10 protein-coding genes are annotated in these 12091 nt (G+C 74.9%); all 10 read left to right on the forward strand.

The genetic code is table 11. The features are described from left to right. Position 1: 1 nt before the first annotated feature. From mraZ to murG, 10 genes are read left to right on the forward strand one after another with little or no spacing between them, the layout of a single operon-like run. Positions 2-457 carry a division/cell wall cluster transcriptional repressor MraZ gene (gene mraZ, locus ACP6CK_RS10225; protein WP_426958784.1) on the forward strand — a complete coding sequence of 152 codons (456 nt, stop codon included), beginning with the start codon at positions 2-4 and terminating at the stop codon, positions 455-457. Next, positions 454-1413, forward strand: coding sequence for a 16S rRNA (cytosine(1402)-N(4))-methyltransferase RsmH (gene rsmH / locus ACP6CK_RS10230; protein ID WP_426958785.1), 960 nt, complete (start codon positions 454-456; stop codon positions 1411-1413). Before mraZ ends, rsmH begins: the two co-directional genes overlap by 4 nt. Further along, the gene (gene ftsL / locus ACP6CK_RS10235; protein ID WP_426958786.1) at positions 1410-2426 is read left to right on the forward strand and encodes a cell division protein FtsL; all 1017 of its coding nucleotides are present in this window, start codon (positions 1410-1412) and stop codon (positions 2424-2426) included. The genes rsmH and ftsL overlap by 4 nt, the downstream gene beginning before the upstream one ends. Further along, positions 2423-4498, forward strand: coding sequence for a peptidoglycan D,D-transpeptidase FtsI family protein (locus ACP6CK_RS10240; protein ID WP_426958787.1), 2076 nt, complete (start codon positions 2423-2425; stop codon positions 4496-4498). Before ftsL ends, ACP6CK_RS10240 begins: the two co-directional genes overlap by 4 nt. A 4-nt stretch (positions 4499-4502) precedes the next feature. Beyond that, positions 4503-5945, forward strand: coding sequence for a UDP-N-acetylmuramoyl-L-alanyl-D-glutamate--2,6-diaminopimelate ligase (locus ACP6CK_RS10245; RefSeq protein ID WP_426958788.1), 1443 nt, complete (start codon positions 4503-4505; stop codon positions 5943-5945). After that, entirely contained in the window at positions 5942-7318 is a 1377-nt protein-coding gene (locus ACP6CK_RS10250; RefSeq protein ID WP_426958789.1) for a UDP-N-acetylmuramoyl-tripeptide--D-alanyl-D-alanine ligase, read from the forward strand. The genes ACP6CK_RS10245 and ACP6CK_RS10250 overlap by 4 nt, the downstream gene beginning before the upstream one ends. Then, positions 7315-8400 (forward strand): phospho-N-acetylmuramoyl-pentapeptide-transferase, encoded by a 1086-nt coding sequence (mraY, locus tag ACP6CK_RS10255; protein WP_426958790.1) that lies wholly within the window; start codon positions 7315-7317, stop codon positions 8398-8400. Before ACP6CK_RS10250 ends, mraY begins: the two co-directional genes overlap by 4 nt. Continuing rightward, on the forward strand, positions 8397-9803 hold the full coding sequence (gene murD / locus ACP6CK_RS10260) for a UDP-N-acetylmuramoyl-L-alanine--D-glutamate ligase (RefSeq protein WP_426958791.1): 1407 nt from the start codon (positions 8397-8399) through the stop codon (positions 9801-9803). Before mraY ends, murD begins: the two co-directional genes overlap by 4 nt. Next, positions 9800-10963, forward strand: coding sequence for an FtsW/RodA/SpoVE family cell cycle protein (locus ACP6CK_RS10265; protein ID WP_426959901.1), 1164 nt, complete (start codon positions 9800-9802; stop codon positions 10961-10963). The genes murD and ACP6CK_RS10265 overlap by 4 nt, the downstream gene beginning before the upstream one ends. Beyond that, positions 10960-12090, forward strand: a complete 1131-nt coding sequence (gene murG, locus ACP6CK_RS10270) for an undecaprenyldiphospho-muramoylpentapeptide beta-N-acetylglucosaminyltransferase (RefSeq protein WP_426958792.1) — start codon at positions 10960-10962, stop codon at positions 12088-12090. The genes ACP6CK_RS10265 and murG overlap by 4 nt, the downstream gene beginning before the upstream one ends. Position 12091 lies beyond the last annotated feature (1 nt).

Consider the following 12091-nt stretch of genomic DNA (forward strand, 5'->3'; position numbering starts at 1 on the left):
GATGACCCATTTCATGGGCACCTACAGGGGGCGGCTGGATCGCAAGGGGCGGGTTTCCGTCCCGGCGGCCTTCCGCACCGTGCTGGAGCGCCTGGGTACCTCCGACGTCGTCCTCCGCCCCGCACATAACTTCGCCTGCATCGAGGGGCTGCCGCTGCCTGCCTTCGAAGCGCTGACCAGCGGCCTGAACGGCCTCGACACCTTCTCCGAATCGCAGGACGACCTCGCCTTCTCCCTCTACGCGGACGCCACCACCCTCCGGCCGGACAGTGACGGCCGGATCGTCGTGCCGGAGGAGCTGATCGCCCACGCGAACCTCGGCGAGGAGATCGCCTTCGTCGGCCTCGGCCCCCGCTTCCAGATGTGGGAGCCCGCCGCGCTGGCCAGGCGCGTCGCCGAATCGCGGCAGCGCGCCAAGGAGCGCGGCCTCACCCTCCCCGCCGCGGGCCGCGCATGAGCGCCGCCCCGGACTCCGCCGCCGCCGGGCATATCCCGGTGATGCTGGCGGAGGTGCTCGACGCCCTCTCTCCGCGCGATGGCGGCGCCTATCTCGACGGCACCTTCGGCGGGGGCGGCTACGCGGCCGCCATCCTCGGCGCGGCCGCCTGCACCCTCTACGCCGTGGACCGCGACCCCGACGCGATCGCCCGCGGCGCCGCGCTGGCCGCCCGCTTCCCCGGCCGCCTGCACCTGATGGAGGGCCGGTTCGGCGGCATGCTCGACCTGCTGGCCGCCCGCGGCGTCACCGCGCTGGACGGGGTGGTGCTCGATCTCGGCATCTCCTCCTTCCAGATCGACCAGGCCGAGCGCGGCTTCTCGCTCCGCAGCGACGGTCCCCTCGACATGCGGATGGAGCGGAGCGGCCCCACCGCCGCCGACCTCGTGAACACCCTCCCCGAGCGGGAGCTCGCCGATCTCCTCTGGGAACTCGGGGAGGAGCGCCACTCCCGCCGCATCGCCCGCAAGCTCGTCGCCGCCCGCGGCGACGCCCCCTTCGAGACGACCCTCCAGCTCGCGGAAGCGATCCACGCCGTCATGCCCCGCGACCCCTCGGGCATGGACAGCGCCACCCGCTCCTTCCAGGCGCTCCGCATCCGCGTGAACGACGAGCTGGGCGAGGTCGAGCGCGGCCTTGCCGCCGCCGCCCGCCTCCTCGCACCGGGAGGCCGCCTCGTCGTCGTCTCCTTCCACTCGCTGGAGGACCGGATCGTGAAGCGCTTCATGCGCGACGCGGCCGGCCGCACCCCCGGCGCCTCGCGCCACGATCCCGCCTCCCTGACGGGGCAGGTTGCCCCGGCGGGGTACCGGCTCCTCACCACCGCCGCCCTCCGTCCCGGCGCGGCGGAAACCGACAGAAATCCTCGCGCGCGGTCCGCCCGGCTGCGCGCCCTCGAGAGGCTGCAGGCCGCATGATCCGACCGCTCACCTTCCTCTCGCTCGTGGCCGCCGCCGGGGCGGGCCTGCACCTGTACGGCGTGAAGTACGAGGTCTCCCAGCTGGAGAAGCAGCTTCGCGACACCGTGCGCCAGACCGAGGTGGCGCGGGAGCGCACCTCCGTCCTCCGCGCCGAATGGGCCCTGCTAAACGAGCCGGAGCGCCTGCGCGCCGCGGCCGCCCGCCACCTGCCGCTGGAGCCGATGCAGACCGGGCAGTTCGTCCGGGTGACCGAGCTGGACCGCCGCCTGCCGACCGCCGTCGCCTTCGCCGGCGCGCCGAACCTCTTCGCCCCCGCGCCGGGGGAGCGGCCGACCATGATGGCCGCCGCCCAGACGCCGGCCCCGGCCCAGCCCGCTCCCGCCCCGGCGCCCGCCACCGCGGCGCCGGTGGCCGCCGCCCAGCCCGCCGCCCCGTCCGCCCCGGCCCGTGCGCCGGAGCCCCGCCCGGCGCCGGAGACCCGCATCGCCGCCGCCGCGCCGCTGCCCGCCCTGTCGCGCCCCGCGGCGGCGCATCCCGCCCCTGCGGCGGCGCCGGCCGCTCCGGCCCCGGTCGCCGCCGCCCAGCCCGCCCCGGCACCGGCCCTTCCCGCCCAGGTCGCGGCCGCCACCCCGGCGCAGCCGCCGCGTGCGCGCGCCCAGGCTGCCCGCCCGGCCCCCGTGCAGGTCGCTGCCGCCCAGCCGCGCTCCGCGGATCCCGCCCCGCAGCGCTCGGCGGACCCGGCGCCGCAACGCGTCGCGGAGGCCGCGCCCCGGCCGGCGCCCCGCCCCGCCCCGGCCGCCCGCCCGGCCGAGCCCGCCCCCTCGCGCGGCCTCAACCTGGCCGCCGCCGCGCCCGAGACCCCGACCCCGATCCTGCGCCCGGCCGTGCTCATGTCCCGCCCGCCGGAGCCGCCGGCCGGCTCCTTCCTCGGCGGCGGCCTCGGCGCCGGCGCCGGCGCCCGCCCGATGCTTCCGCCGCCCGTGCCGATCGCGAGCGGGGCCGCCCGGTGAGCGGCCCCGCGGCCCCCGACCCGAACGCCGCCCCGGGACACCGCCCGTTCGGCGAGGCGCGGGGGACGGAGGCCCGCGCCGTGGTGCGCGTGGCCCAGCCCGATCTTGCCCGCCGCGCGGTGCTCGAGCGCAGCCGCGGCCGCCTCGTGCTCGCGGCCGCCGGCTTCGGCGTGCTCTTCGGCGCGGTCGGCCTGAAGCTGACCCACGCCACGCTGATCGACCCGCGGGAACCCCGCCGCATCGCCCAGCGGGAGACGGTGCCGATCGCGCCGCCGGTGGCCGAGCCCACGACGGGCCGCGCGGCCATCACCGACCGCAACGGCGAGATCCTCGCCGTCTCCCTGCCGGTCACCGCGCTCTACGCGAACCCCCGCCAGATCGAGAATCCGGCCGAGGTCGCCGCTCGCCTCTCCCGCGCCCTGCCGCAACTCGACCGGGAGCGCCTGATCCCCCGCCTCTCCGGCGACCGGCAGTTCTCCTACCTCGCCCGCGCCCTGACGCCGCGGGAGGTGCAGGCGGTGAACAACCTCGGCGTCGCCGGCCTGCATTTCGAGGAATCGGAGCGCCGCTACTACCCGCAGGGGCGCGCCGCCGTGCACGTGCTCGGCAACGTGGACGTGGACGGCCAGGGCCTCTCGGGCCTCGAGCGCTATCACGACGAGCGGCTGCGCGCCCGCCCCGACACCGCGCTGCGCACCTCCCTCGACATCCGCGTCCAGCTCGCCCTGCGGGACGCGGTGCAGCGCGCGATCGAGGAATACACGGGCATCGGCGGCGCGGGCGTCGTGATGGACGTCCAGACCGGCGAGGTCGTCGCCATGGTCTCGCTGCCGGACTACGACGCCTCCGACATCGGCGCCGCGACGGCCGACCAGCGCTTCAACCGCGTCACCGTCGGTGTCTACGAGCCCGGCTCGACCTTCAAGCTCTTCACCGCGGCCGCCGCGCTGGAATACGGCACGGGCAACCTCTCCTCCTCCTACAACGCCGCGCAGCCCATTCGGTACGGGCGCTTCACCATCTCGGACTATCGCGGCAAGAACCGCTGGCTCTCCTTCCCGGAGATGCTGATCCACTCCTCCAACCTCGCCGCCGCGCACATGGCGCAGGGCTTCGGCCCGCAGCGGCAGCGTGACTTCCTGCTGCGCATGGGCATGCTCCAGCGGCAGCAGATCGAGCTGACGGAAACGGCCGTGCCGATCGTCCCGCCCGCCGCCGGCTGGCGCGAGATCAACATGTTCACCATCGCCTTCGGCCACGGTATCTCCGTGACGCCGCTGCACGTCGTCACCGGCGTCACCGCCCTCGTGAACGGCGGCATCCTCCGCTCCCCCACCCTCCTCGCCGTGCCGCCCGGGACGACGCGGGAGGGGACGCGCGTCATCTCCGAGCGCAACTCCGACCTCATGCGCCGCCTGATGCGCGTGGTGGTGACGGAGGGCTCCGGCAAGGGTGCGGACGTGCCGGGCTACTTCGTCGGCGGGAAGACCGGCACGGCGCAGAAGACCGGCCCGCGCGGCGGCTACCTGCCCAACAAGCGCATCGCCGCCTTCGTCGGCGCCTTCCCGATGAACGCGCCGCGCTACGCCGTCTACGTCATGGTGGACGAGCCGAACCCGAACGCCCGGTCCCACGGCTTCGCGACGGCGGGCTGGGTCGCGGCGCCGGCCGCCGGCAGCGTCATCGCCCGCATCGCCCCCGTGCTCGGCCTCGTCCCCGAGAATCCGCAGGCGCCGGAAATCCTCGCCGCGACCGCCCTTCCGGGCCGTGCGGCCCCGGCCGCCGCCGCCGCCGCGCGCCCGGCCGCCCCGTCCCGTCCCGCCGCCGCCCCGGCGCGCAGCCCCACCGTCCCCGCCATCGCGCCCAGCGGCGGCGCGCCGGCCGGGCAACCGAACCTCTCCCCCGCCACGCCGGCCCTGCCCGCGCCGCGGCCGCTGCGCGTGACGGAGGCGCAGGAGACCGAAATCCTCCGCGCCCAGGAGATCACGCGCATCCGCTTCGGCCTCGCCGCCCAGGCCGCGACTCTGGGGGCCGCGGCGCTCGCCGAGGCCGCTCCCCCTGCGGCTCGGTGACCTCATGCCGGGCTACGCGCAGCTCGCCGGGCTCGACATCACGGCCCTGACGGCGGACAGCCGCCAGGTCCGTCCCGGCACGCTCTTCGCCGCGCTCCCCGGTGCCCGGACCGACGGCCGCGCCCACATCGCCGACGCCGTCGCCCGCGGCGCCGCCGCCGTGCTGGCGCCGGAGGGCACGACCTGGCCCGCCGACGTGCCCGCGCGCCCCCTGCTGACCGCACCCGACGCCCGCCGCGCCCTCGCGCTGATGGCCGCCGCCTTCCACGGCGCGCAGCCCGCGACCGTCGTCGCCGTCACCGGCACGAACGGAAAGACGAGCACCGCCGATTTTCTCCGCCAGATCTGGGGGGGCAGCGGCGCCCGCGCCGCCTCCCTCGGCACGCTCGGCCTGATCGCGGAGGGCTTCGACCCCGGGCCATCGCTGACCACGCCCGATCCGGTCTCCCTGCACGCGACCCTCGCGGCCATCGCGCGGGCCGGCGTCACCCACGCGGCGATGGAGGCCTCCTCCCACGGACTGGAGCAGCGGCGGCTGGACGGCGTCTCCCTCGCCGCCGCCGGCTTCTCGAACCTCACGCGCGACCACCTCGACTATCACGGCGACATGGCGTCCTACCGCGCCGCGAAGCTCCGTCTGCTGGATTCGGTCCTGCCGCCCGGCCGTCCCGTCGCGGCGAATGCCGACATGGACGCCGAGACGCTGGCCGCGGTCCGCGCCGTCGCCGCCGCCCGCAACCTCCGCCTGCTGACGGTGGGTGAGGCCGGCGACGACCTCCGCCTCCTCCGCCACACGCCGCGCCCGGACGGGCAGGAGATGGAGATCGCGGCCTTCGGCACGCACCGGACGATCCACCTGCCGCTGGTCGGCCGCTACCAGGCCGACAACGTGCTGCTCGCCGCCGCCCTGGCCACCGCCACGGGCCTGGATGCCGCGCGCGCGCTGGACACCCTCTCCGCGCTGACCGGCGTGCGCGGCCGGATGGAGCTCGCCGCCCGTCTGCCGAACGGCGCCGCCGTCTACGTGGACTACGCCCACACGCCGGACGCGCTGGAGCGCCTGCTCCTCGCGCTGCGCCCGCACGCCGCGCGGCTGCACGTGGTCTTCGGCGCGGGCGGCGACCGCGATCCCGGCAAGCGCCCGCTGATGGGCGCCGCCTGCGCCCGCCTCGCGGACCGCGTCACCGTCACCGACGACAACCCCCGCACCGAGGACCCCGCGACCATCCGCGCCGCCATCCTGGCCGGGATGGGGGCCGCCTGCCCCGGCGCGACGGAGATCGGCGACCGCGAGAAGGCCATCGCGTCAGCCATGGCCGCCCTCGGCCCCGGCGACGTCCTGGCGGTCGCAGGCAAGGGACATGAGAGCGGCCAGACCGTCGGCACGGAGACGCACGCCTTCGACGACGCCGACGTCGTCCGCCGCCTCGCGGGCATCCGCGCATGACCGCCCCGCTCTGGACCTCCGCCGCGCTGCGGCAAGCGACCGGCGGCACCGCCCCGGACGGCATCGCCGTCACGGGCGTCTCCATCGACAGTCGCAGCGTCGCGCCCGGCGACCTCTTCGTCGCGCTGCGCGACGCGCGGGACGGCCACGACTTCGCCCCCGGGGCGCTGGCCGCCGGCGCCGCGCTCGCCATGGTGGACCGCGACATCCCCGCCGGCCCCACCCTGCGCGTGACCGACACGCTCGCCGGCCTGCACGCCCTCGGCGCCGCCGGCCGCGCCCGTGCGAAGGCACGCGTCGTCGCCGTCACCGGCTCCGTCGGCAAGACGAGCACGAAGGAGATGCTCGCCCGCGGCCTCGCCGCCTGCGGCAGCGTCCACGCCGCGCAGGCCAGCCACAACAACCACTGGGGCGTGCCCCTCACCCTCGCCCGCCTGCCGGCAGACGCCGACTACGCCGTCGCCGAGATCGGCATGAACACGCGCGGCGAGATCGCGCCCCTCGCCCGCCTCGCACGCCCCCACGTCGCCGTCGTCACGATCATCGCCCCCGCCCATCTCGGTCGCCTCGGCAGCCTGGAGACGATCGCGGAGGAGAAGGCCGACATCCTCCTCGGCCTGCCACAGGACGGGGTCGCCATCCTGCCCTCCGAGGGCGCGCAGTCCGACCTCCTGATGCGCCGCGCGCGGGAAGCCGGCATCCGCACGATCACCTTCGGCGAAGGCCCCACCGCGGAGGCCCGCCTGACCGGCTGGAGCGGTGACGCCGACACCCAGTCCTTCCGTGTGCATTTCGCCGGCCAGAACTTCGATCTTCGTCTCGACACGCCGGGCCGGCACATGGCGCTGAACGCCGTCGCGGCGCTCGCTGCCGCCGCGTCGCTCGGCGCCGATCCCGTGCATTTCGCCGCCGGATTGTCCGGCTTTTCCGCTCTTGCCGGGCGCGGCGCGCGCGGGCAGATCGCCCTTCCCGGCGGCACCGCCACGCTGCTGGATGAGTCCTACAACGCGAATACCGTTTCCATGCGCGCGGCCCTCGCCGTCCTGGCGGTACAAAAGGGAAAGCGACGCATCGCCGTGATGGGTGACATGTTGGAACTGGGCGACGAGGCCGCCGCGATGCACGCATCGCTCGCACCGGATGCGGAGGCCGCCGCCGATCTCGTCTTCACCTGCGGCCCCGCCATGGGCCACCTGCACCAGGCCCTGCCGCCGGCGAAGCGCGGCGCCCACGCCGCGACCAGCGCCGAGCTCGCCCCCATCGTCGCCGCCGCGCTCCGCCCCGGCGACGCCGTGCTGGTGAAGGGCTCGCTCGGCAGCCGCATGGCCGTCATCGTCCAGGCCATCCGCCAGCCGCAGGGCGCGTCCGCATGATCCCCGCCGTCTTCGCGGGGATCGGCGAGTTCCCCCTCTTCAACCTCCTGCGCTACGTCACCTTCCGCTCCGGCGCGGCCTGCCTGACGGCGCTCGTCCTCTCCATGGCCTTCGGGCCGATGATCATCCGCTGGCTGCGCAGCGTCTCGCGCGGTGGCCAGCCGATCCGCACGGACGGCCCGGAGCGGCACCTGATCGAGAAGAAGGGCACGCCCACCATGGGCGGCGTCCTCATCCTCCTCGCGCTGACCGTCTCCACCCTTCTCTGGGCCGATCTCCGCAACGGCCTCGTCTGGGGCGTGCTGGTCATCACCCTCGGCTTCGGCCTGCTCGGCTTCCGCGACGACTGGCTGAAGGTGACGAAGCGGAACACCAAGGGCGTCTCCGCCCGCGGCAAGCTGCTCGTGCAGTTCGGCCTCGGCCTCCTCGCGGCCGTCGGGATGACCTACCTCATGCCGCCGGCCCTCGCGACGAACCTCTCCATCCCCGTGTTCAAGGAGGTGCTGATCCCCTTCGGCATCCTCTTCCCCGTGCTCGGGATGCTGGTGATGGTCGGCTCCTCCAACGCGGTGAACCTGACGGACGGGCTGGACGGGCTGGCCATCGTGCCGGTCATGATCGCGGCCGGCGTCTTCGCCCTCATCGCCTATCTCGTCGGCAACCGTGTGTTCGCGGACTACCTCCAGCTCCACTTCGTCCCCGGCACCGGCGAGCTCGCGGTCTTCTGCTCCGCCCTGATCGGCGCCGGCCTCGGCTTCCTCTGGTTCAACGCCCCGCCTGCCGCCGTGTTCATGGGGGACACGGGCAGCCTCGCCCTTGGCGGCGCGCTCGGTGCCGTCGCGGTGGCGACGAAGCACGAGGTCGTGCTCGCCATCGTCGGCGGCGTCTTCGTGGTCGAGACCCTGTCGGTGATGATCCAGGTCTTCTGGTACAAGCGCACGGGCCGCCGCGTCTTCCTCATGGCGCCCCTGCACCACCACTACGAGAAGAAGGGCTGGTCCGAGCCCACGATCGTGATCCGCTTCTGGATCATCTCCATGATCCTCGCCCTCGTCGGGCTGAGCACGCTGAAGATCCGATGAGCGCCTTCGCCCCCTTCCTCGGCCAGACGATCGCCGTGCTCGGCCTCGGCCGCGCCGGGCTGCCGGCCGCGCGCCGGCTGCGGGAATGGGGCGCCACCGTCACCGTCTGGGACGACAGCGAGAAGGCCCGCGACGCCGCCGCGGCGGAGGGCCTGGCGCTCGGCCAGCCCGACCGCTTCGACGCCCTGCTGATCTCCCCGGGCATCCCGCATCGCGGCCCGCGCGCGCCTGCCCTCGCGCGCCGTGCCACGGAGATCGGCGCGCCGATTCTCCCGGACGTGGAGTTCCTGCACCGCGCCGTCCGCGCCTCCGGCAGTCGCGCCCGCTTCGTCGGCATCACCGGCACGAACGGAAAATCCACCACCACGGCGCTCCTCGACCATATCCTCGTCACCGCCGGCCGCAGCGTGACGACCGGCGGCAATCTCGGGCCCGCCGCCCTGGCCATGCCGCTCCTCGGGGACGACGGCCTCTACGTGCTCGAGATGTCCTCCTACTCCGCCGAGCGGCTGGACACGGCCCGCTTCGACCTCGCCGCCCTGCTGAACCTCTCGCCGGACCATCTGGACCGCCACGGCGACATGGCCGGCTACGCCGCCGCCAAGGCGCGGATCATGCGGGACGCCGCGACCGCCGTCTTCGGCATGGACGATGCCGAGACCCGCGCCGTGGCCGCCGCCCATCCCGGCCGCGTCGCCCCCATCTCCGGCCACACGCCCCAACCCGGCGGCGTCTGGGCGGACGGCCCGATCCTGCGGGACGACACCGGCCCGATCGCCGACCTGCGCGACGCCCCCACCCTGCCCGGCCCGCACAACGCGCAGAACGCCGCCGCCGCCGCCGCTCTCGCCCTCGCGCTGGATGTCCCCCGCGACATCATCGCCGCCGCCCTCGCCACCTATCCCGGCCTGCCCCACCGGCAGGAGCGCGTGGGCGAGGTGGACGGCATCCTCTTCCTCAACGACAGCAAGGCGACGAACGCGGACAGCACCGCCTACGCCCTCGCCTGCTACGACCGGGTGATCTGGATTGCCGGCGGCGTGCCCAAGGCCGGCGGCATCGAGCCGCTGACCCACCTCTTCCCCCGCGTCGCCCACGCCCTGCTGATCGGGGAGGCCGCGGCCGACTTCGCCCTCACCCTCGCCGCCAACGGCGTGCCGCACGATGTGGTGGAGACGCTGGACGCCGCCGTCCCCGCCGCCCTCGCCGCCGCCCGCGCCGCGGACAGCCGGGCGGTGCTGCTCTCCCCAGCCTGCGCCTCCTGGGACCAGTTCACCGGCTTCGAGGCGCGCGGCGACGCGTTCCGCCGCCTCGTCGCCGCCCTGCCCGGCGCCGCGCTCCAGCCCCGCGGCGGCGCCGCCGCCGGTCTCAGTCCCTCCACCCCGACTGCGGAGGCCGCCTGATGGCCCTCTCCCGCGCCGACACCTCCACCCTCGGCCGCTGGTGGTGGAGCGTGGACCGCCTGACCCTGGCGGCCCTCTTCACCCTCATCGGCTTCGGCTACGTGATGGTGCTCGCCGCCGCGCCCGCGGTCGCGGAGCGCATCGGAGCCTCCTCCCGCAACTTCTTCTTCCTGCGGCAGGTCTTCTACCTCGCGGGCGCGATGCTCGTGATGGTGGGCGTCTCCATCCTCTCGCCGCGCGGCGTGCGGCGCCTCGCCCTGCTCGGCTGCCTCGGCGCCATCCTGCTGACCGCCGCCACGCTCGTCATCGGCCCCGAGGTGAAGGGCGCCCGCCGCTGGCTCTCCATCCCGCTCGTCGGCTCGCTCCAGCCCTCCGAGTTCCTGAAGCCCTGCTTCGCCATCGTCGCCGCCTGGATGATCGCGGAGGCGAAGGCGGCCGGTAAGAAGGCCTGGATCGGCTGGGGCCTCGCCCTCGGCCTCTACGGCCTCGTCGCCGTCCTCCTCCAGCGCCAGCCCGACATCGGCATGCTGCTCGTCGTCTCGGCGGTGTTCTTCGCGCAGGTCTTCGTGGCCGGGATCAACATGTTCGTCGTCGGCGTCCTCGGCGGCGTGGGCATGGCGGCCGGCGTCGGCGCGTATTTCCTCTTCCCGCACGTGCAGAGCCGCTTCGACCGCTTCTGGAACCCCGGCGCCATCCCCGGTGGCGGCAACGGCAACTACCAGATCGACGTGGCGCTCGAGGCCTTCGGCCATGGCGGCCTGATGGGCGTCGGCCCCGGCGAGGGCCGCGTCAAGAACGTGCTCCCCGACGCCCATGCCGACTTCGTCTTCGCCGTGCTGGGCGAGGAGTTCGGCCTCATCATCTGCCTCCTCGTCCTCTTCCTCTTCGCCTTCATCGTGATCCGCGGGATGATGCGGCTGCTGCAGGAGACCGACCTCTACGTCATCCTCGCCGCCGCCGGACTGCTGACGCAGTTCGGCCTCCAGGCCTTCATCAACATGGCCTCCTCCCTCCACCTCATCCCGACGAAGGGGATGACCCTGCCCTTCGTCTCCTATGGCGGCTCCTCCGTCATCGCGATCGCCCTCGGCATGGGCTTTCTCCTCGCCCTCACCCGAAAGCGCCTGAACCGCGCCGAGGAAGGGGCCCTCGCGGCATGAGAGGCCCCTCCGCCCGTCCCGTCGTGATCGCCGCCGGCGGGACCGGCGGTCATCTGTTTCCGGCCGAGGCCCTCGCCGCCGCCCTCATCGCGCGCGGCGACCGGGTCGCGCTGATGACGGATGCGCGCTCCGCCGCCTACGCCTCCCCCGTCTTCGCGAACGCGGAGCGCTTCGTCCTGAAGGGCGCCGGCCTCGCCGGCCACGGCGTCACCGGCGCCGCCCGCAACGCGCTGGCCATCGCCGCCGGCACGCTGGAGGCGCGCCGCCTACTCCGTGACCTGAACCCGGCGGCCGTGGTCGGCTTCGGCGGCTACCCCTCCGTCCCGCCGATCCTCGCCGCGCGCCTGCTGCCCGCCAGCCGCCGTCCGGCTATCGTGCTGCACGAGCAGAATGCCGTCCTCGGCCGCGCCAACCGGATGATGGCGCGCACCGCCGACCTGCTGGCCCTCTGCTTCCCCGACACGCGCCGCGTGCCCGCCGGCACGCGCACCGACGTCATCGGCAACCCTATCCGCCCGGCGATCGCCGCGCTGCACGGCCAGGGCTACGTTCCGCCCAGCGGCACGCTCCGCCTCCTCGTGCTCGGCGGCTCCCTCGGCGCCCGCATCTTCTCGGACATCGTCCCCGCAGCCCTCGCCGCCCTGTCGCCCGAACGCCGCGCCCGGATCGAGGTGGTGCAGCAGTGCCGGCAGGAAGACCTCGCCCGCACCCGCGCCGCCTACGAGGCGGCGGGCATCCGCGCCGAACTCTCGGCCTTCTTCAAGGACATGCACGCGCGCTACGCCGCCGCGCACCTCGTCGTCGCCCGGGCCGGTGCCTCCACCGTCGCCGAGCTCTCCTGCGCCGGCCGGCCCTCCATCCTCGTCCCGCTGCCGCACGCCATCGACGACCACCAGAGCTTCAACGCCCGCTCCCTCGCCGACCACGGCGCCGCCGAGCTGATCCCCCAGCCCGCCTTCACCCCGGCGGCCCTGGCACAGGCGATCGAAAAACGCATCGACTCGCCGGAAAACCTGGACGAAGCGGCCCGGGCTGCGGCATCCCTCGCCCGTCCGCACGCCGCCGAGGCGCTCGCGGCCTCCATCCTCTCACTGGTGGCCGAACAGCCGCTCGGAAAGGCCTCCTGAC

This window comes from Muricoccus radiodurans (genome assembly GCF_050154705.1).
GTDB classification, from domain to species: Bacteria; Pseudomonadota; Alphaproteobacteria; order Acetobacterales; family Acetobacteraceae; genus Roseomonas; species Roseomonas radiodurans.